Source organism: Streptomyces acidiscabies (assembly GCF_020010905.1).
Taxonomy (GTDB): domain Bacteria; phylum Actinomycetota; class Actinomycetes; order Streptomycetales; family Streptomycetaceae; genus Streptomyces; species Streptomyces acidiscabies.
Genome location: NZ_JAGJBY010000002.1, coordinates 2,236,562 through 2,257,068 on the forward strand (window position 1 = coordinate 2,236,562; position 20,507 = coordinate 2,257,068).

Annotated in this window: 17 protein-coding genes; 12 read left to right on the forward strand and 5 right to left on the reverse strand. The window is 73.6% G+C overall.

Annotated features, from left to right (window positions below; all coding sequences use genetic code 11):
• Positions 1–64: 64 nt before the first annotated feature.
• From J8M50_RS36820 to J8M50_RS36835, 4 genes are all read left to right on the forward strand, one after another.
• Positions 65–922, forward strand: coding sequence for a LysR family transcriptional regulator (locus tag J8M50_RS36820; protein ID WP_010360992.1), 858 nt, complete (start codon positions 65–67; stop codon positions 920–922).
• Positions 923–1,036: 114 nt separating this feature from the next.
• Positions 1,037–1,624, forward strand: coding sequence for a PDZ domain-containing protein (locus tag J8M50_RS36825; protein ID WP_010360993.1), 588 nt, complete (start codon positions 1,037–1,039; stop codon positions 1,622–1,624).
• 227 nt (positions 1,625–1,851) lie between these two features.
• Complete coding sequence (locus J8M50_RS36830; protein WP_010360994.1) at positions 1,852–2,973, forward strand: aminopeptidase P family protein; 1,122 nt, start codon at positions 1,852–1,854, stop codon at positions 2,971–2,973.
• Positions 2,974–3,024: 51 nt separating this feature from the next.
• Positions 3,025–3,942, forward strand: coding sequence for a phosphotransferase family protein (locus tag J8M50_RS36835; RefSeq protein ID WP_059045084.1), 918 nt, complete (start codon positions 3,025–3,027; stop codon positions 3,940–3,942).
• A 28-nt stretch (positions 3,943–3,970) separates the two neighbouring features.
• Here the strand turns inward: J8M50_RS36835 and treZ are convergent, their stop codons facing one another.
• Positions 3,971–5,716 (reverse strand): malto-oligosyltrehalose trehalohydrolase, encoded by a 1,746-nt coding sequence (treZ, locus tag J8M50_RS36840; RefSeq protein ID WP_010350954.1) that lies wholly within the window; start codon positions 5,714–5,716, stop codon positions 3,971–3,973.
• A gap of 163 nt (positions 5,717–5,879) precedes the next feature.
• On the opposite strand from treZ, the gene J8M50_RS36845 reads away from it, so the two are divergent.
• Together J8M50_RS36845 and J8M50_RS36850 are read left to right on the forward strand one after the other, a co-directional pair.
• Entirely contained in the window at positions 5,880–6,431 is a 552-nt protein-coding gene (locus tag J8M50_RS36845) for an FHA domain-containing protein (RefSeq protein ID WP_010350955.1), read from the forward strand.
• A gap of 63 nt (positions 6,432–6,494) precedes the next feature.
• A complete protein-coding gene (locus J8M50_RS36850; protein WP_010350957.1) occupies positions 6,495–6,890 on the forward strand; it encodes an SSI family serine proteinase inhibitor in 396 nt (131 codons plus the stop codon).
• A 6-nt stretch (positions 6,891–6,896) separates the two neighbouring features.
• Here the strand turns inward: J8M50_RS36850 and J8M50_RS36855 are convergent, their stop codons facing one another.
• The 3 genes from J8M50_RS36855 to glgX all read right to left on the reverse strand — a co-directional run bounded on the left by J8M50_RS36855 (position 6,897) and on the right by glgX (position 12,853).
• Complete coding sequence (locus tag J8M50_RS36855) at positions 6,897–8,138, reverse strand: M14 family zinc carboxypeptidase (RefSeq protein WP_010350958.1); 1,242 nt, start codon at positions 8,136–8,138, stop codon at positions 6,897–6,899.
• Between the two features lie 202 nt (positions 8,139–8,340).
• Positions 8,341–10,668 carry a malto-oligosyltrehalose synthase gene (treY, locus tag J8M50_RS36860; protein WP_010350960.1) on the reverse strand — a complete coding sequence of 776 codons (2,328 nt, stop codon included), beginning with the start codon at positions 10,666–10,668 and terminating at the stop codon, positions 8,341–8,343.
• A 58-nt stretch (positions 10,669–10,726) separates the two neighbouring features.
• On the reverse strand, positions 10,727–12,853 hold the full coding sequence (gene glgX, locus J8M50_RS36865) for a glycogen debranching protein GlgX (RefSeq protein ID WP_010350961.1): 2,127 nt from the start codon (positions 12,851–12,853) through the stop codon (positions 10,727–10,729).
• Between the two features lie 258 nt (positions 12,854–13,111).
• Here glgX and J8M50_RS36870 point away from each other — a divergent pair, with 258 nt between their 5' ends.
• Positions 13,112–14,353, forward strand: coding sequence for a DUF5919 domain-containing protein (locus J8M50_RS36870; protein ID WP_010350962.1), 1,242 nt, complete (start codon positions 13,112–13,114; stop codon positions 14,351–14,353).
• A gap of 108 nt (positions 14,354–14,461) precedes the next feature.
• Positions 14,462–15,184, forward strand: coding sequence for a 3'-5' exonuclease (locus J8M50_RS36875; RefSeq protein ID WP_010350963.1), 723 nt, complete (start codon positions 14,462–14,464; stop codon positions 15,182–15,184).
• Positions 15,185–15,197: 13 nt separating this feature from the next.
• Here J8M50_RS36875 and J8M50_RS36880 read toward each other — a convergent pair whose 3' ends face one another.
• Positions 15,198–16,055, reverse strand: a complete 858-nt coding sequence (locus J8M50_RS36880; protein WP_010350965.1) for a phosphotransferase enzyme family protein — start codon at positions 16,053–16,055, stop codon at positions 15,198–15,200.
• Between the two features lie 258 nt (positions 16,056–16,313).
• On the opposite strand from J8M50_RS36880, the gene J8M50_RS36885 reads away from it, so the two are divergent.
• The 4 genes from J8M50_RS36885 (at position 16,314) to erm (ending at position 20,438) form a co-directional block, all read left to right on the forward strand.
• Entirely contained in the window at positions 16,314–17,201 is an 888-nt protein-coding gene (locus J8M50_RS36885) for a carbohydrate ABC transporter permease (protein ID WP_029183459.1), read from the forward strand.
• Positions 17,198–18,025, forward strand: a complete 828-nt coding sequence (locus J8M50_RS36890; protein WP_010350967.1) for a carbohydrate ABC transporter permease — start codon at positions 17,198–17,200, stop codon at positions 18,023–18,025. Before J8M50_RS36885 ends, J8M50_RS36890 begins: the two co-directional genes overlap by 4 nt.
• Positions 18,025–19,338 (forward strand): ABC transporter substrate-binding protein, encoded by a 1,314-nt coding sequence (locus J8M50_RS36895; RefSeq protein ID WP_010350968.1) that lies wholly within the window; start codon positions 18,025–18,027, stop codon positions 19,336–19,338. Before J8M50_RS36890 ends, J8M50_RS36895 begins: the two co-directional genes overlap by 1 nt.
• Positions 19,339–19,661: 323 nt before the next feature.
• Positions 19,662–20,438, forward strand: coding sequence for an ErmE/ErmH/ErmO/ErmR family 23S rRNA (adenine(2058)-N(6))-methyltransferase (gene erm / locus J8M50_RS36900; protein WP_010350969.1), 777 nt, complete (start codon positions 19,662–19,664; stop codon positions 20,436–20,438).
• Positions 20,439–20,507 lie beyond the last annotated feature (69 nt).

Sequence of the window (20,507 nt, forward strand, 5' to 3'; positions counted from 1 at the left end):
CGAGTTCATGTCCAACGATGATTCCTGGACCCTCGATAAGCAGAACTGATGACACCCTGACGGCATGGACCCCCACCTCCTGCGCACCTTCGTCGCCGTCGCCCGCCTCGCCTCGTTCTCCGAGGCCGCCCGCGAACTGGGCTACACGCAGTCGGCCGTCTCGCAGCACATCGCCGCGCTCGAACAGGACCTGGGCGCACCCCTGCTGACCCGCCGCCCCGTCACCCCCACACCGGCCGGGGACCGCCTCCTCGAACACGCGAAACCCCTCCTCCTGCGCCTGGACGCGGCCCGCGCGGACGTCGCCCGCATCGCCGCCGCGCCCGCGTACGGACTGACCCTCGCCGCCTCCCCGACCGCGCTCGGCGCCCGCGTCCTGGCCGCGCTCCCGCCCGTCGGCGTCACGGTGCGCGTCCTGGCCCGCGAGGCCGTCCCCGCGGCCGTCGCCACCGGCGCCGCCGACGTCGGCCTCGTGGACGGCCTGGCGGCCCCCAGCGACCCGCTGCGCCTGCCCGACGTGGCCCCCCTGGCGACGCACGGCGTCTCCGAGGAGCCGGCGGGGGTACTGCTTCCCGAGTCCCACCCCCTCGCCGGACGCCCCGGGCTGCGGCTCGCCGACCTCGCGGACGCGCGCTGGATCGACGCGCCGGACACGGGGCTGCCGCTGGCGCACCTGCGCGCGGCCAACGGGGGGCACGGCTTCCGGGGCGCGCTGCGGTACGAGGGGACCGACGTCCGCGCGCTGACGGCCCTGGTGGCGGCGGGGCACGGGCTGACGCTGCTGCCGCGCTCGGCGGGGGAGGGGGCGCCGGGAACGTTCACGGTCACGCTTACGGGGCCTCGGGTGGTGCATCGGGTGGAGTGTGTGTACGCGGGGGTGTTGTCGGGGGCGGCGGAGGAGTTGGTGGGGGCGCTGGGGTGAGGGGGCGCACGCGCGGGGGCGACTGTACCTCCCTTGACCGACAGTCAGTCTCACTCGTTCGTGGCACGTCGGGGGACGGTGGGCCGGGTAGAGCACCTGCCGGAGGCGATCGCCATGGAACAGACTGCGTTGCGGCCCAAGCCGATGCCCGGACGGGAGCCCGGAGGCGGTGAACGGGGCGGGACCGTACGGCGTCCGCATGCCGCGCGGCGGCGGGGGCGGCGGATCACGACCCTGCTGCTCGGGTTCTTCGCCGCGACGGTCCTCGTCCTGGCCGGCGTCGGGCTCGGCACGGTCGGGGCGACGGTGATCGGCATGAGCAAGCTGGCCGAGATGCAGAAGCTGGCGACCCGCGCGCACGCGGGGACGAAGGCGGCTCCCGGCACGCACGTGCCCGTGCCGGTGGCGCCCTCCCCGGCCCCTTCGGCACCGCCCGCGCGTGCGGCGCTCGGGGTGGAGGTGGTCGACGCGCAGAAGGCGGGCGCCGCGATCGTCGCCGTCCACGTCCCCGGGCCCGGCTACACGGCGGGGCTCGTGCGCGGGGACGTGCTGCTGACGTTCGGCACGACCCGGATCGACTCGGCGGCCGACCTCGTACGGGCGGTGGGGAAGGCGGAGCCGGGGAAGGAGGTCAAGCTGACGGTGCTGCACCGGGGCGGGGGGTACCAGCAGCTGGCGGTGGTGCCCGGGGTGGTGGTGTGAGCCCGGTCCCGCCGGACGAGTCGGTCACACCGGTAATAGTGGATGATCAGCGGACAAGTCGTAGGGGGCTGTGGAAAACTTCCGCTTCCGGGCCCCGGGATACGCGACGATGGGCCGTAGCCGCGCAGCACCCCGTCCCTGGTGCGACGGGTGGCGAACCGGCTCGCGCGGCCCCCGCCGCACGGGCAGGATGCTGCCCGTAGCCCCTGACCCGCCCGGAGGCCCGGATGACCGCCACCGCACCCTTCACCGCCGAGGACTACCGCGCCCGCATGGAGCGTGCGGCCCGCTCCGCCGCCGACGCCGGACTCGCGGGCCTCCTCGTCGCCCCGGGCCCCGACCTCGTCTGGCTCACCGGCTACGCCCCGACCGCCGAGACGGAGCGGCTCACCCTGCTGGTCCTCGCGCCCGGACAGGACCCCGTCCTCGTCGTCCCCGCGCTGGAGGCACCCGACGCCGCGCAGGCGCCCGGCGCGCCCGCGCTGACCTTCCGGGACTGGACCGACGGCAAGGACCCGTACGCCGCGACGGCCGCCCTCCTCGACCCGCGCGGACGCTTCGGGGTCAGCGACAACGCGTGGGCGCTGCACCTGCTGGCCCTCCAGAAGACGCTGCCCGGCACGGCGTACGCGGCCCTCACGGAGGCGCTGCCGATGCTGCGGGCCGTCAAGGACGCGGCCGAACTGGAGCTGATGGCGGCGGCCGGCGCCGCTGCCGACGCCGCGTTCGAGGGCATCCGCGCGGTGCGCTTCGCCGGGCGCCGGGAGTCCGAGGTCGGCGCCGACCTCGCGCGCCTGCTGCGCGAACACGGCCACCAGCAGGTCGACTTCACGATCGTCGGCTCCGGTCCGAACGGCGCCAACCCGCACCACGAGATGGGCGAGCGGGTCATCGAGGACGGCGACATGGTCGTCCTCGACTTCGGCGGCCTCAAGGATGGCTACGGCTCCGACACGACCCGGACCGTGCACGTCGGCGAGCCCACCGAGGAGGAGCGCCGGGTCCACGACATCGTGCGCGAGGCGCAGGAGGCCGGGTTCCGCGCGGTGCGCCCCGGCGCCGCCTGCCAGGACGTCGACCGGGCCGCCCGCGCGGTGATCGCCGACGCCGGGTACGGCGAGTACTTCATCCACCGCACCGGGCACGGCATCGGGGTCACGACCCACGAACCGCCGTACATGATCGAGGGCGAGCGGCAGGCCCTCGTGCCCGGCATGTGCTTCTCCGTGGAGCCCGGGATCTACCTGCCGGGGCGGTTCGGGGTGCGGATCGAGGACATCGTGACGGTCACCGAGGACGGCGGGCGCCGGCTGAACCGCACCGCGCGCGAGATGGTCATAGTGAGCTGAGCACCCCGCAAGGAGCACCTCCCCACCTCACCGACCTGTGACGGCGCGACGATGACCCAGGCACCCACCCCCACCGCGGACACCGTCCGCCGACTGGCCCACAGCCTCCTCAAGAACGGCGACCCGGGCGTGCGCCCGGTCACCGGGGGCGAGGGGCACTCCACGTGGTGGGTCGGCACCCGCCACGTCCTGCGCCTCGCCCCCGACCGGGACGCCACCGTCCGCCAGCGCCGCGAACTGCGCCTGCGCGACGCCGTCCGCCCGCACGTGCCGGTCGCCGTGCCGACCAGCGTCGCGCACGGCGAGTGGGCGCCCGGACTGACGTACACCCTCGACACGCTGGTGCCCGGCGGCACCGCCGAGGAGCACGACGTGTCGGCCGTCGGCGAGGCCGACCTCGCCGGGCTGCTCGGCGGACTGCGCGAGGTCACCACCCGGCAGGCCGAGTCGCTCGGCGTGCCGCGCGCCGCCCCGCGCTCCCTGGAGGCGCAGCGCCGGATGGCCGTCCAGGCCGCCGAACGCCTCGCGGGGGCCGACGAGTTCGACGCGGCCCGGCTGGCCCAGCTCACCCCGCCCGGCGCGGCGCAGCTCGCCTCGCAGCCCGGGACCGCCGTCCTCGTCCACCACCGGCTGCGCGGCGAGCACCTCGTGGTGAGCGCCGACGGACGGGTGCGCGGCGTCCTCGACTGGACCGCCGCCGTCCTCGGCGACCCCGCCGAGGACATCGCCGGGCTCGTCCTCGCCGTCGGCTCCGGCGCCGCCGTCCGCGCGGCCACCCTCGCCGGCTACGGCCCCCGCCCCTGCCTGCGCGGCCTGTGGCTGGCCCGCTGCGAGAGCGTCGTCCAGCTCGCGGACCGCCTCGACGGCCCGCCGTCCGCCCTGCCGCCGGCGCGCACGCGGCTGAAGCGGGCGTGGGAGGCGATCCTGCTGGAGCGGGTGACGGAGCTGCGGGAGGACGACGACGAGTAGTCCGTCCGGGCTCCGGCCGGTACCGCCCTCAGTCCTGCTCCAGGACCGCACAGGCCTCTCCGGGCACCCGGAGCACCCCGTCGGCCCCCGGCGGCTCCACGGGCTCCCAGGCGGCCAGCACGCGGGCCGGGCGGGGGCCCAGGGGGACGCTCGCCGGGGTCGGGGCGAGGTTGACCGCCACGCGGATGTCGCCCCGGCGGAACGCCAGCCAGCGGGCGCCCTCGTCGTACGCCACCCGCAGGTCGGCGAGGTCGGGGTCCGTGAGGTCGGGGTGGGTGTGGCGCAGGGTGATCAGGGTCCGGTACCAGGCCAGCACGCGCGCGTGGGGTTCGCGTTCCGCCTCTGCCCAGTCCAGGCAGGAGCGGTCCCGGGTGGCCGGGGACTGCGGGTCGGGGACGTCCTCCTCGGCCCAGCCGTGCGCCGCGAACTCCCGCCGCCTGCCCCGCCGTACGGCCTCCGCGAGGTCCGGGTCGGTGTGGTCGGTGAAGAACTGCCAGGGCGTCGAGGCGGCCCACTCCTCGCCCATGAACAGCATCGGCGTGAACGGCCCCGTGAGCGTCAGCGCCGCCGCGCACGCGAGGAGGCCCGGCGGGAGGGACGCCGAGAGGCGGTCGCCCTGCGCGCGGTTGCCGATCTGGTCGTGGGTCTGGCTGTAGCCCAGCAGCCGGTGCGCGGCCGTCCGGGACCGGTCCAGGGGACGCCCGTGCCGGCGCCCCCGGAACGAGGAGTACGTCCCGTCGTGGAAGAAACCGTCCGTCAGGGTCTTCGCCACCGCCGCCAGCGGGGCGCGCGCGAAGTCGGCGTAGTACCCCTGCGCCTCACCCGTCAGCGCACAGTGCAGCGCGTGATGGAAGTCGTCGTTCCACTGCGCGTGCAGCCCGAGGCCCCCGCGCTCGCGCGGGGAGATCACCCGGGGGTCGTTCAGATCGGACTCGGCGATCAGGAACAGCGGCCGGCCGGTCTCGGCGGCGAGCGCGTCCACGGCCGCCGACAGCTCCTCCAGGAACGGGTACGCGCGCGTGTCCCGCAGCGCGTGCACCGCGTCCAGCCGCAGCCCGTCCAGCCGGAAGTCCCGCAGCCACGCCAGCGCGCTGCCCAGCAGAAACGATCTGACCTCGTCGGACCCGGCCGCGTCCAGGTTGACGGCGGCACCCCAGGGGGTGTGGTGCGTGTCCGTGAAGTACGGCCCGAACGCGGGCAGGTGGTTCCCCGAGGGCCCCAGGTGGTTGTGCACGACGTCCAGGACCACCCCGAGGCCGAGAGCGTGCGCCCGGTCCACGAACCGCTTGAGGGCCTCAGGGCCGCCGTACGGCTCGTGCACGGCCCACAGGGACACGCCCTCGTACCCCCAGCCGTTCGTGCCGGGAAACGGGCACAGGGGCATCAGCTCGACGTGCGTGACGCCCAGCGCGGCGAGGTGGCCGAGGCGGTCCGCCGCCGCGTCCAGGGTGCCCTCGGGGGTGTACGTGCCGACGTGCAGCTCGTACAGCACGGCCCCCTGCAACGGACGCCCCGCCCACGGCACGCGCCACGCGTACGCGCCCTGGTCGACGACCGCGCTCAGCCCGTCGGGGCCGTCCGGCTGACGGCGCGAGCGCGGGTCGGGCAGCACGGGACCGTCGTCCACCGCGAAGCCGTACCGCGTGCCGTCGGACGCCTCGGCGTCGCCCCTCCACCAGCCCGCGCGCTGCGGATCGCGCTCCAGCGCGCGCGTGATGCCGTCGCCGTGGAGCGTCACACGGGACGCCTGCGGTGCCCACACCTCGAACTGCACGGACGGTTCCCCTTCGTCGGTGGCCCGTCCATCGTGGGCCATGGACGGCCGGTCCGCCCCGCGAACGCCGCCACCGGGGCGGGAACCCGTCAAGTACGCGCGCACGGGGCGCCGTTCTCCGGTTTTCTGGACACCCGGGGGCTACTGAAAGACAATCACCAGCGTGACGTCGTCCTTCGAGTTCAACACGTACCCCGCGCGGCTCTCCGACGTGGAGCGCGACAAGGCGCTGAAGGTGCTGCGGGACGGCGTCGCCATGGGGCGCCTGTCCCACGACACGTTCATCCGCCGCATGGAACTCGCGCTCTCCGCGCGCCGCTCCGACGAACTCGCCGCCCTCACCGCCGACCTGCCCCGCGAGAAGCGCCTCTCGCGCATGGTGTTCGGCAGCGTCGAGGCGGTCTCCGGGTTCACGGTCCGGCTGCGCAACGCCTGGCGCGCCGAGCGGCTCCCCAAGCTCCTGCTGCCCCTCCCCGGCGCCGGGCACCCCCTGCGGATCGGCCGCGACCCCGCCAACGGGCTGCGCCTGACCCACGAGACGGTCTCGCGCGTGCACGCCGAACTGAGCAACCAGGGCGGCATGTGGGTGCTGCGCGACCTCGGCTCCACCAACGGGACCACCGTCAACGGCCGGCGCGTCATCGGCGCCGCGATCGTCCGGGAGGGCGACCAGATCTCCTTCGGGCGCGTGGAGTACCGCCTCGCGGCGGACTGACGTCCGCCGCACGTTCGGGTGACCCGGGTGGGGTGAGGCGGCGCCGATGCCGATGCGTACGGCATGACACGTTTCCTCGTTCTCGCCGCCGCCCTGGCCCTCACGGCCCTCACCGCGCCCGCGCAGGCCGCCCAGAGCGCGCTGCCGGGCAACTGGCTCCAGATCAGCGTCACCAAGGGCGACGGCCACTCCAGCGACATGCGCGGCGCCCTCCTGCTGTGCAACGACGTCCCCCAGGGGCACGCGCGCGCCGCCGAGGCCTGCGCACAGCTCAGGACGGCCCACGGCGACATCGGGGCCATCCCGTCGCAGGACGTCATGTGCACCCTCGTCTACGCCCCCGTCAAGGCCTCCGCGCGTGGGCAGTGGAACGGGCGGTCCGTTCGCTACGAGCACACCTTCGGTAACAAGTGCGAGATGGGAGCCATGACAGGCGCCGTGTTCGCCCTGGACGACTGACGCCCCCTATGCCGCTCTCCCGCGCGCGTGCAGTGCCGCCGCCACCACCGTGCGGGACTGGTGCTCCACCTGGTGGGGGAGCGGCACCCAGCGCGCGTGGAACTGGTCGGCGAACGAGGCGCTCCACACGCGCACCAGATGCTCAAGACGGGGCACCGCCCGGTCGTCGTGCTCGCGCAACACCCGCAGGAGCATCGCCGCCGCCCGCAGCGGCAGCCGCCGGGCGAACGCGTCGACACTGCTGACGTACGCGCGCGAGGTGTCCGCCGGGCGCGTGTGGGCCCAGTCCGAGGCCAGACCCGGCACCAGGCCGAGACCCCAGCGCGCGGCCCGCAGCAGGGGCCCCTCGGGTCCGTACAGGCGGGGCAGCGCCTCCCGGTGGACCTCCTCGACCATCCGCGCCTCGTCCAGCAGCCGCCGTGACAGGTGCCTGAGGGCCGCCGGAGGGTCCGGGTGGGGCGCGCGGTCGTCCACCAGGTCGCTCGCCCACATCGGGACCTCCACGACCGCCGTGAGGCCGCCGTAGCGGTGCGTGCGGTACCAGGTGCTGTTGCGCGCGTCGTCCGGCATGCTCGGGTACGCCGCGCCCGCCCCGGGCCCCGGCATCACGTGCACGCCGGGCCCGGACACCGGCCAGCCCACCGCGTCCGAGGCGCCCGTCTCCACCGGGATCCGCAGGCGCGCCGCCGACCGCGCGAACGGCGCCGCGAGCCCCGGGATGTCCCGCGTCAGCTGCACCCAGCTGCCGCCCAGGTCGGTGCCGTGCAGCGACACCTGGAGGTAGGGCCGCAGCTCGTCGATCACACCGGTCAGCGCGCGCGTCTCGGGCGGCAGCCGGTGCGCGGGCAGCGCGGCCGGCGACCACTCCGGCTGCTCGGGACCGGCCGGGCGGAAGAAGCCCAGGTGGTAGTCCAGCAGGCTGCGCGGCGCCGGCGTGCTGTGCAGGCTCGCGCCGTCCGGGTCCGCGCACACCAGGAAGTGCCACGACCGCCCGGCGCGCAACCGCCGCTCCCGCAGCACCTGTTCGGCCAGCGACAGCAGCGTGGGGCCGCCCGTCGGCTCGTTCGCGTGCGCCCCCGCCACGACGAGCACCGCCCGGCGCGCGTGCCCGACGGACAACAGGTGCAGCGGCCGTCCCGCGCGCGAGACCCCCACCTGCCGCATCCCGCACAACCCGGGCCGCCGCACGGCCAACGCGCGCGCGGACGAGGTCAGTTCGGCCAACGTCGGATAGCGCGGCTCCGGCAAGACTCACCCCCGTCACAGGTCCTGCTCCGCCCTCCCACTACCCCACGCCCGCCAGACGCTGTCAAGGACGCCGGAGGCCGGTGGTACGGGAGGGCAGCAGGGAGGACAGCGGCGGATGTGCGGCGTCGGCGCGCACGCCGGGCGCGCGGAACAGGGCGTACGCGGGCGCGTGACCGGCGTCGCGCGCCTGCCCGGACCCGGTTCACGCCCCGACGTACTCCAGCAGGGCGACCGGCAGACGGCCGAAAACGTCCTCCACGCGCGCGTGCCCCTCGAACACCCGCCCGTCCCCCAGGACGTCGGCCCACCGCCCCGGCGGCAGCGGCAGCACCGTCCCCCGCCAGCCGCCTCCCTCGGCCAGCCGCAGCGACAGTCGCGTCACGGCGGTGACCACCGCACCGGAGCGCACGTACGCCAGACAGTGACCGGCCGCCTCCCCGCGCGCGGGCAACGGTGTGTACGTCGCCGACGCGCCGAACACCTCGGGACGGCGCCGGCGCAGGCGCAGGGCGGCGGCGGTGAGGGCGGCCTTCTCGTCGGAAGCGGCTTTGTCGTCGGGAAGCGGCGCCGGGAAGCGCGCGGGGTGCCGGTTGTCGGGGTCCACCAGGGCCAGGTACTCGCTCTCGGTGCCCTGGTAGACGTCCGGCACGCCCGGCATCGTCAGGTGCACCAGGGCGGTCGCGAGGACGTTCGCCCGGATGTGCGGGGCGAGGTCCCGGCGCGCGGCCAGCACTCGTTCCGCGCCCGCTGGGCCTTTTGCGGCGAACGCCTCCACCGCCTCCTCGTACGCCGCGTCGCGCCCCGTCCAGCTCGTGCGCAGGCCCGCCTCCCGGACGTGCTTCAGCAGCGCCTCGCGCAGGCGCGCGGGGTCGGCGGGGCCGAGGCCGAAGACCGTCTGCCAGGCCGCCCACGCGAGCTGCGGGTCCTCGAACGCGGGGAGCCCGGCGACCAGCCCGGCCCATCGCTCGGGGCACTCGGTCAGGACCGCGAGCGCCGCGCGGACGTCGGCGCTGCGCTTCGTGTCGTGCGTCGAGACGACCGTCCCGCCGGTCGGCCAGTCGCGCTGCACGCGCGCGCAGTACGCGTGGAACGCGTCCGGCGACACGGCGGGATCGCCGGGATCGCCGCCCACCTCCGTCGCCGACAGCAGGGGCACGTACCGGTAGAACGCCGTGTCCTCCACGGACTTGGCGCGCAGCGCGGACGAGGTCTGGGCGAACCGGGTGCGCAGCTCGGCGCCGTGCGGGTCGGTGCCCAGGAGCAGGTTCCGGACGACGTCCACCGCGCCCGCCTCCTGCGGGACCGTGAACGCCGCGCGGGCCTGTTGGGCAGCCTCCTCGGTGAGGACGGACGCCGGGTCGGCCGAGGGGTAGGGGCGGTAGACCTCCATGCGGACCAGGAGTTCCGTGAGCGCCGTGCGCAGGGTCCAGGGGGCGCGGTCGCGGGCGGCGGGGTCGGGGGAGGCGGCGCAGGCGCGGACGGCCGTGCGGGTCAGGCGGTCGAGCTCGGCGGCGAGTTCGTGGGTGAGGGTCGTGTACGCGGCCCGCCGGACGGTCGCCGGCCAGTCGCCGCCCTGATCGGCCTGAGCGCCCGTCAGGCGGCCGTACGCGGCCAGGAGGCCGGAGTACCCCACCGGGTCCGTGAAAAGGCCGTCCACGCGCCGCAGGGCGTCGTAGCCGGTCGTCCCGGCCACCGGCCAGGAGCGGGGGAGGTGTTCACCGGCCGAGAGGATCTTCTCGACGACCGTCCAGCGCCCGCCCGTCGCCCGGTGCAGCCGCTCCAGGTAGGCGTCCGGGTCGGCGAGGCCGTCGGGGTGGTCCACGCGCAGGCCGTCCAGGACACCGTCGTCCAGGAGGCGCAGCAGGGTGGCGTGCGTGGCCTCGAAGACCTCCGGGTCCTCCACCCGGACCCCGATCAGCTCCGAGATGCTGAAGAACCGCCGGTAGTTCAGCTCCGTGCGCGCCAGCCGCCACCACACCGGCCGGTACCACTGGGCGTCCAGCAGCTCCGGCAGCGGCAGCCCGGCCGTCCCCGCGCGCAGGGGGAGGACGTGGTCGTAGTACCGCAGCGTCCCGTCCTCGACCCGCAGCCGCTCCAGCTCGTCCCCCGCCGGGCCCCCGAGCACCGGGAGGAGCATCCGGCCGCCCTGCACCTCCCAGTCGACGTCGAACCAGCGCGCGTACGGGGACGCCGGGCCCTCCCGCAGCACCTCCCACAGCGCGCGGTTGTGCCGGGGCGCCAGCGCCATGTGGTTCGGCACGACGTCCGCGACCAGTCCGAGACCGTGCGCCCGCGCGGCGCCGGCCAGAGCCCTCAGCCCCTCCTCGCCGCCCAGCTCGCCCCGTACGCGCGCGGGGTCGACGACGTCGTAGCCGTGCGCCGAACCCGGCACCGCCTCCAGGACCGGCGACAGGTGGAGGTGCGACACCCCCAGGGAGGCCAGGTAGGGAACGGCCCGCGCCGCGTCCGCGAAGGTGAACGCCGGCTGGAGCTGGAGCCGGTAGGTGGCTGTGGGGTGTCGAGGGGTCATGCAGGGGTTGGTACCCGGGAGAGCGGGGTTCTGTACCGGGACCCGGGGAACCCGCATGCTACGCCGGACGTTGAAGTACCACCACGCTCCGGTCGAGCAGGTGCAGGTGGTCGCCCGCCGACACCTTGAGGCCGCTCCCTGCGGGCGGCGGAGTGGGGTGGGCGGTGTCGACGGTGAGGTGCCAGCGGGGGCCGTGGTCCACGGGGACCACGAAGTCCAGCGGGGTCGGGGAGGGGTTGAACATGAGGAGGAACGAGTCGTCGGTGATGCGCTCGCCGCGCGGGCCCGGCTCCGAGATGGCGTGCCCGTTGAGGAACACCGTGAGCGCGGAAGCGGTCGCCGACGTCCAGTCCCGGTCGGTCATCTCGCGGCCCTCCGGGGTGAACCAGGCGATGTCGGAGAGGTCGTCGTGAGTGCCCTCCACGGGCCGGCCGTGGAAGAAGCGCCGGCGCCGGAAGACGGGATGCTCCCGGCGCAGCCACACCAGCGCGCGCGTGAAGGCGAGCAGGTCGTCGTCCTGCGGGCCGTCCGCGTCAGGGTCCGGCCAGTGCACCCAGGACAGCTCGCCGTCCTGGCAGTACGCGTTGTTGTTGCCGCCCTGGGTGCGCCCGAACTCGTCGCCGTGACTGAGCATCGGCACGCCCTGGGAGAGCATCAGGGTCGCGATGAAGTTGCGGGTCTGGCGCGCGCGCAGGCGCAGCACCTCGGGGTCGTCCGTGTCGCCCTCGGCCCCGCAGTTCCAGGACCGGTTGTGGCTCTCGCCGTCCCGGTTGCCCTCCGCGTTGGCCTCGTTGTGCTTCTCGTCGTACGACACGAGGTCGCGCAGCGTGAAACCGTCGTGGCAGGTCACGAAGTTGACGGAGGCCAGCGGGCGGCGCCCGTCGTCCTGGTAGAGGTCGGAGGAGCCGGTCAGCCGGCCCGCGAACTCCGCGAGCGTGCGCGGCTCACCGCGCCACAGGTCCCGTACGGTGTCGCGGTACTTGCCGTTCCACTCGGTCCACAGCGGCGGGAAGTTGCCCACCTGGTAGCCGCCCTCGCCGACGTCCCAGGGCTCCGCGATCAGCTTCACCTGGGAGACCACCGGGTCCTGCTGCACCAGGTCGAAGAACGACGACAGCCGGTCCACCTCGTGGAACTGCCGCGCCAGGGTCGCCGCGAGGTCGAAACGGAACCCGTCGACGTGCATCTCGGTCACCCAGTACCGCAGCGAATCCATGATCATCTGGAGGACGTGCGGGGACCGCATCAGCAGCGAGTTCCCCGTCCCCGTGGTGTCCGTGTAGTACCGGCGGTCGTCCGCCAGCCGGTAGTAGCTCTCGTTGTCGATGCCCCTGAACGACAGCGTCGGCCCCAGGTGGTTGCCCTCGGCCGTGTGGTTGTAGACGACGTCCAGGATGACCTCGATGCCCGCCGCGTGCAGCGCGCGCACCGCCGACTTGAACTCCAGCACCTGCTGCCCGCGGTCGCCCCAGGACGCGTACGCGTTGTGCGGCGCGAAGAAGCCGATCGTGTTGTAGCCCCAGTAGTTGCTCAGGCCCAGGTCGGCGAGCCGGTGGTCGTTGACCGACTGGTGCACCGGCATCAGCTCCAGCGCGGTCACCCCCAGGCGCGTCAGGTGCCCGATCACCGCCGGGTGCGCGAGACCCGCGTACGTGCCCCGCAGCTCCGGCGGCAGCTCCGGGTGCAGCATCGTCAGGCCCTTCACGTGGGCCTCGTAGATCACCGTGTGGTGGTAGTCCACGCGCGGGGGCCGGTCGTCGCCCCAGTCGAAGTACGGGTTCACCACGACCGACGTCATCATGTGCGGCGCGGAGTCCAGGTCGTTGCGCTTCTCCGGCGCGTCGAAGTGATGGCCGTACACCTCCTCGCCCCAGCGCACCGCACCGGCGACCGCGCGCGCGTACGGGTCGAGGAGCAGCTTCGCCGAGTTGCAGCGCAGCCCGCGCGCGGGCTCGTACGGGCCGTGCACGCGGAAGCCGTAGCGCTGACCGGGCATCACCCCGGGCAGGTAGGCGTGCCGCACGAACGCGTCGCTCTCGCGCAGTTCCACCGCCGTCTCCGAGCCGTCGTCGTGCAGCAGACACAGCTCCACTCGGTCCGCGGCCTCCGTGAAGAGCGCGAAGTTCGTACCGGCGCCGTCGTACGTGGCACCCAGGGGATACGCCTGTCCAGGCCAGACCTGCATGGGACGACTCTTCCAGGGTTGTCGCGGACATGTGGGCCGTACGACCGTATGGTGAACCGGGGTCGGTCCAGTTCTCCAACTCGCCCGCGGACGGACGACCGTGATGACTCCGCTCACTTCCTCCCCATCCGGAGGGCGATGGATTCGAGGCAGCCGCGAACGACCCTGTCCATCCGGCTGCACCGCCGACCGCTCCCGGAGTACCCTTCCTTGATCGTTGGGACGGGGAGACTCGGGGGAGCGGAAGGCGGTGCTTGGGTGGGCTCGGGAGGGCTGGAGCTGCCCCCTGGTGACGAGGGTCACGAGGGCGGCTCGGTGGACGCCCCGCCCGGCGCGGTGTCGCTGGCCAGACCCATGGACGCGGCGGGGGCCATCGGACCGGAGCTGGACTGGGACGCGGACGCCTGGCGCGAGGTACGCACCCGCGCGCAGCGTGCCGGCCGGGCCTACATCTGGCTGAACCTCGTCGAACAGCGCCTGCGCGCGGTCGTGTCGGCGGTCCTGCGGCCCGTGTACGAGCCTGTGCACGGCGACGACTGGGTCGTCGCCGCGGCCGGGCCCGCCGGGCAGGAGTGGGTGCAGCGCGCGGTCGCCGTCCGCGAGGTCAGCCGCCGCAAGGGCTACCTCCTCGACCCCGCCGACGACAACGTCATCTCGTTCCTGACGCTCCCGCAGCTGCGGGAGCTGATGGTCCAGCACTGGCCCTGCTTCGAGCCGTACTTCGACGAACGGCGCGACGTCGAACTCGCCCTCGACGAGCTGGAGGTCACCCGCAACGTCGTCTCCCGCAACCGCGCGCTGTCCGGGAACGTCCTCAGCCAGGCCGAACGCGCCTCCGCGCGCCTGCTGGAGATGCTCGGCACGAGCGGCGACGTGCCCTCCGCGCGCCGGCTGCCCGTCGACGCCGTCGAGGACCTCGTCGGCGACCGGTACGCCGACGTCGTCGCCGTGCACTCCGACCGCGTACGGCTCATGCGGCAGTTCCCCGCCGAGGACCTCTTCGGGAGCGCGCGCCGGATCGACGCCATCGGCATCGGCCTCAACCTGCTCGTGCAGAACTTCTCCGGGCGCCGCCTCGTGCGGCTCGCCGAAGGGGGTGGGCGCGTACGGCTGCTGTTCATCAACCCCGCCTCCAGCGCCGTCAAGCGCCGGGAGCGGGAACTCGGCATCAAGCGCGGCGAGCTGAGCCGGGCCGTCGAGATGAACATCCTGCACATGCGCCGGGTGCGCTCCCGGCTGCGCGACCCCGGGGCCTTCCAGATCCAGGTGTACGACGAGACGCCCCGCTTCACCGCCTACCTCGTCGACGGGGACGGCCCCGACGGGATCGCCGTCGTCCAGTCGTACCTGCGCGGCATGCGCGGGATGGAGGCGCCGGTGCTCGTGCTGCGCGGCGGCAACCGGATCGTCAAGGTCGGGGACGCGGAGGAGAGCGGGCTGTTCCCGGCGTACCGCGAGGAGTTCGAGCTGGCCTGGGCGGATTCGCGGCCTGTGTCCTGAAATCCGGTGCTCGGTGCGGGGGATGCGGAAGGCGGCCCTCCGATTGTCAGTGGCTCGTGGCAGGGTGGAGACCACTGGGGGAAAGCACCACCGAGAAGGGGGGCCGACATGGCCTGGCACCAGGAGTTGATGATCGGGTTCGACCTGGAGACGACGGGGACGGATCCGCGGGAGGCACGCATCGTCACCGCGGCCGTGATCGAGGTCGTGGGCGGGGAGGTGCGCGGGAGCCGCGAGTGGCTCGCCGACCCGGGGGTCGAGATCCCGGCGGACGCGGTCGCCGTCCACGGGATCAGCAACGAGCGCGCGAGCGCGGAGGGCCGGCCGGCCGACGAGGTCGTGGGCGCCGTCGCCGACGCGCTGGCGGGTGCCTGGAGGGGCGGAGTGCCCGTCGTCGCCTACAACGCCGCGTTCGACCTCACGCTGCTCTCCGCGGAGCTTCAGCGGCACGGACTGCCGTCCCTGCGCGAGCGGCTGGACGGCGAGGAGCCCGCGCCCGTCGTCGACCCCTACACGATCGACCGGCACGTCGACCGGTACCGGCGCGGCAAGCGCAACCTGGAGGCCGTCTGCGCGGAGTACGGGATACGGCTCGACACCGCCCACGACGCCTCCGCCGACGCGCTCGCCGCCGCGCGACTGGCCCGCGCGATAGCCGGACGGCACGCCAAGGTCGCCGACCTCGGGGTGGGGGAGCTGCACCGGCGGCAGGTCGGGTGGTACGCGGAGTGGGCCGCCGACTTCCAGGCGTTCCTGCGGAAGAAGGGGGAGGCGGACGCGGTGGTGGACGGGGTGTGGCCGGTGCGGGAGGTTGTCCCGCAGGAGGCGTGAGGGGTGCGGTCGGTCAGAACGGGTACCAGCGGACCGATTCGTCGCCCGTGCGCAGGGAGGCGACCCGGCGGGTGAACTCCGTCAGGGCCTGGGGGTTGGTGGGGGTGTGCTGGGCCACCCAGGCGCAGCTCGCGGTCTCGCGGGCGCCCCGCAGGGTCGCGCAGCCGGACCAAGTGCGGACGTCCCAGCCGTAGGCGGCCGTGAAGGCGTCGTACGCGGGCGTGGGCAGGGCGTAGCGGTCGTGGGAGAGGGCCATCACGACCAGGTCGTGCTCGCGCAGGTCGGTGGAGAAGGTCTCCAGGTCGACGAGGACGGGACCGTCGGGGCCGATGTGGACGTTGCGGGGGAGGGCGTCGCCGTGGATGGGGCCCGGCGGGAGGTGAGGGGTGAGAGCAGCCGCCGACGCCGCGAAGCTGTCGCGCCGTTCCCGCAGGTACGCCGCGTCCGCCGGGTCGATCGCGGCACCGGCCAGCCGCAGCCAGCGCTCCACGCCGGACAGCAGATCGCGCGGGGGGAGGGCGAACGGGGGTGCGGGGAGGGCGTGTACGAGGCGGAGGAGTCCGGCCAGGTCGCCGGGTTCGGCGGGGCGTACGGCGTCCGGGAGGCGGTGCCATACGGTCACCGGGTGGCCGTCGACCAGCAGCGGCTCCGACTCGGCCGCGCGGACCGCCGGGACACCCTCCTTCGCGAGCCACGCGGCGATCGCCGTCTCCCGGCGCGCCCGCTCGATCAACTCGGCATCCCGGCCCACCTTGACGACCAGGTCGCCCAGCTCGAACACGGCGTTCTCGCCGAGCGCGAGGAGCCGCGCGTCCGGCGCGCCCGGCAACTCCGCCAGGGCCAGCACCTCGCGCGCGCGTGCCTCGTCCATGTGCCTGCCTCCGCTTTCCGCTGTGGGGTTTCTTGCTGTGGGGTTTATCGCCGGGGTGTTTATCGCCGGGGGGTGACCCGACCGCACCCGCCGCCGCTGGGATCCGTCTGACGCCGCCCCCCGCCGCTGTCGTGATCCGGCCATGAGGCCGCCAGTGTCGCATTCCCACTGGTGAGCCCCCGCGCGCGGTGTCTTGACGGGGGTCGGCGGGTTCACGACCATGGCGGGGCCCGTCGGAGCTGTGCGAAGGGGTGGCGTGTGAGGGTGCGGCAGGGTGTGCTGGACCGAGGGGCGTGGTTCCTGGTGTTACCCGCGCTCGTACCGATCCTGGTGCTGAGCGTGGGACCTCTGCTGTACGGGATCCTGCTCGCGTTCACCGACGCCCAGTCGGGGCGGACGCAGGCCACGCAGTGGATCGGCGGGCTCAACTTCCGTGACCTGCTGGACGACACGCTGTTCTGGGAGTCGTTCCGGATCGGCCTGGTGTGGGCGTTCGCGGTGACCGTGCCGCAGTTCCTGCTGGCGCTCGGGCTCGCGTCGCTGCTGAACCAGGGCCTGCGCTTCGGCTGGCTCGCCCGGGCGCTGGCGATCGTGCCGTGGGCGATGCCCGAGGTCGTCGTCGGGATCATGTGGCGGCTCGTGTACCACCCGGACGCCGGGATCCTCAACGAGACGCTGCGGAACCTGGGGTTGGGCGACGGCAGGGACTGGCTCGGCGGACTCGGTACGGCGCTGCCGGCCGTGATCGTCGTCGGCGTGTGGGCGGGCCTGCCGACGACGACCGTCGCGCTGCTCGCCGGGCTCCAGAACACGCCGCGTGAACTCCACGAGGCCGCACAGGTCGACGGCGCGGGCGCCTGGCGCCGGTTCCTCACCGTCACCTGGCCCGCGCTGCGGCCGATCGCCCTCGCGATCACCGCGCTCAACTTCATCTGGAACTTCAACTCCTTCGCCCTGGTCTACGTGTTGACCAGCGGCGGCCCCGGCGGACGGACCCGGCTGCCGATGCTGTTCGCCTACGAAGAGGCCTTCCGCTACGGCCAGTTCGGGTACGCGGCGGCGATGGGATGCGTGATGGTGGCGGTCGTCGCGGTGTGCCTCGCGGTGTTCCTGGCCGGACGGCTCAGGGGAGGTGACGAGTCGTGAGGAGGTTCGGACGGCCCGCGCAGTACGCCGCGCTGCTTGCGTATCTCGTGTTCCTCGCCTTCCCGTTGCTGTGGCTGCTGTCCACCGCGTTCAAACCGCCCCGGGAGCTGGGGAGTTCGCACCCGACGTGGATCCCGAGGGACCCGACGCTCGACAACTTCCGGCAGGCCTTCGACGAACAGCCCCTGCTGCGCGCCGGGTTGAACTCGCTGCTCGTCGCGGTGACGGCCGCGCTGATCGCCGTGGCCGTCGCCACCCCGATGGCGTACGTCCTCGCGCGGCGCCGGACGCGGCTCGCGCGGGCGGTCAGCGGGTGGGTGGTCGTGAGCCAGGCGTTCCCGTTCGTGCTGCTGATCATCCCGCTGTTCCTCGTGCTGAAGAACCTGCGGCTGATCGACTCGCTCGCCGGGCTCGTGATCGTGTACGTGGTGTGGGCGCTGCCGTTCGCGCTGTGGATGCTGACCGGGTATGTCCGCGCTGTGCCACGGGAGTTGGAGGAGGCGGCGGCCGTCGACGGGGCCGGGCGGCTGCGGACGCTCGTGTCGGTGACCGCGCCACTGCTGGCGCCGGGGATCGCGGCCACGGCGATGTTCGCGTTCGTCACCGCGTGGAACGAGTTCTTCTTCGCGCTGGTGCTGCTGAAGACGCCGGAGAAGCAGACGCTGCCGGTGATTCTGACGCACTTCATCGGGGCGGAGGGGGTGGCCGATCTCGGGCCGTTGGCGGCGGCTTCGTTCCTGGCGACGTTGCCTTCGCTGGTGGTGTTCGCGTTCATCCAACGCCGGATCACGGGAGGGCTGTTGGCGGGGGCGGTGAAGAGCTGATGCGCGTGAAGGCTTGGAGGGGCGGGGAGTTGAGGCTCAGGGCGTCGAGGCTCGTCGCGGTGCTGCTCCTGGCGTTCCTGGCGGCCTGCTCCTCCGGCAGCTCCGGCGACGACGGCCGCGTCACCCTCCGCTTCCAGTCCCTCGCCTGGCAGGACGAGTCCGTCGCCGCCACCAAGGCGCTGGTGAAGGAGTGGAACGCCACCCACCCCGATATCAACGTCGAGTACATCCAGGGAAGTTGGGACAGCGTCCACGACCAGCTCCTCACCTCCTTCGAGTGCGGCGACGCCCCCGACGTCATCCACGACGCCTCCGACGACCTCGCCGACTTCGCGTACGGCGGCTACCTCGCCGACCTGACCGACCTGCTCCCCGCCCGCCTCAAGTCCGACATCCCCGACCGGAGTTGGGCGACGACGACCTTCGGCGACGGCATCTACGGCGTCCCGTTCCTCCAGGAACCGCGCGTCCTGATCGCCAACGCGACCTGGCTGCGCGCGTCCGGCGTACGCATCCCCACCCCCCAACAGCCCTGGACCTGGCCGGAGTTCAAGGAGATCACCCGACAGCTCAGCGGCGACGGCAAGTTCGGCGTCGCCTGGCCCCTGCGCGAACCCGTCTCCGCCACGCTCAACCTGTCCCTCTCGGCGGGCGGGCAGCTCTTCCACCGGGGGGACGACGGGAAGGTCACCATCCGCATGGGCGCGGGCGACACGGTCGTACCGCAGACCATCCACGACCAGGTCGACGTGGACCACAGCGCCTCCGACTCGACGCTGGGCAGCGGGGGTTCGGACACGCTCCCCGGGTTCTTCGGGGGGAAGTACGCGATGGTCCCCCTCGGCTTCTCCTACCGGCAGCAGATCTCCCAGCAGGCACCCAAGGAGTTCGAGTGGCAGGTGCTCCCCGCACCCGCCGGTGCCGCAGGGCTCACCCAAGGGGTCAGCCCGCAGACGCTGTCCGTCGCGCAGGACAGCCGCCACAAGAAGGAAGCCGTCGCCTTTCTCGACTTCCTCCTGCGCCCGCCCAACATAGTCCGCCTCGCCCTCGGCGACTGGATGCTCCCCACGGGGACAACCGCCTTGCGGGACCCGGCACTTCACACCGCCGAACACGGCTGGGCCACCGGCACAGCCCTCGCCGGTCACCTCGTCCCCGCGCCCGCGCAGGCCGTGCGCGGCTACCCGGAGTGGAAGGACAAGGTCGCCACGCCCGCCCTCCAGGAGTACTACAGCGGGGCGATCGGCCTCGGCGAACTCCGCCAACGGCTGGAGAAGGACGGGAACTTGGTGCTCGCGCGGTACCAGCGGTGAAGGGGCCCGCGGAAAATGCGTTGCCCGAGGTACCCGGGGACTTCTAGCGTCGGGCTCGTGGCAGCTAACTGCGCGATCATCAACACCGGTCTCGGCCGGGGTGTCACGTACTCCATTCGGATGCGTCGTCTCCCCGGAACCCTGACCGGTCCGGGGTGCGACACCCGCTGACGGCTGAGCCGCCGGGTCGTCCTTCTCTCCCGTACGCCTGATCAGGGTGCACGCAATGCGCGTGTGCCCCTTTGGCGTGCCCATCTCCTGTCTTCCGGTCGGGGTCACGGCTGCCCGTTCCCCAAGAACCCGGAAGACAAAGGACGTTGGCCATGGCCCGCCCATCCCCTGCCGCACGCGCGCTCTCCCAGAACTTCCTCGCGGACCGCGCCGCCGCGCGGGAGCTCGCCCGACTCGCCGTGCCGCGCGGTGAGATCGTCCCCCTGATGCTCGAAGTCGGCGCGGGGAAAGGCGCGTTGACCGAGCATCTCGCGCCGCACTGCCGTGAGCTGCGGGCGTACGAGATCGATCGCCGGCTCCTGTCCGGGCTGCGCGCCCGGTTCGCCGCAGCGCCTCAAGTCGCCGTGATCGGCGGGGACTTCCTTGCCGCGCCGGCGCCTCGGACGCCGTTCTCCGTCGCCGGGAACGTGCCCTTCTCGCGTACGGCGGACATCGTGGACTGGTGTCTGCGGGCGCCTGGACTCACCGACGCGACGCTGATGACGCAGCTCGAATACGCCCGCAAGAGGACGGGGGACTACGGGAGTTGGACTCTGGTGACGGTTCGGAGCTGGCCCCGGTACGAGTGGCGGCTGGTCGGGAGGGTGGGGCGTACTCGGTTCCGGCCCGTGCCCCGGGTGGATGCCGGGGTGGTGCGGATCGAGCGGCGGGCTGTGCCGCTGGTCGAGGCGCGGGCGTACGGGCGGTGGGTCGAGCTGGTCGAGGTGGGGTTCTCCGGGGTCGGGGGGTCGTTGCACGCCTCGTTGCGGAGGGTTCGTCCGAGGCGGCGGGTCGATGCGGCGTTCCGGGCGGCGAGGCTGGATGCGCGGGCGCTCGTAGGGGAGGTGGGGCCGGGGGAGTGGCTGCGGATGTTCGAGGTGCTGGGGTGAAGATGCGTAAATAGCCCCAGCCTGTGACGGCAACGCCGAGGGCCCGTCGACTCCCCCGGAAGTCAACGG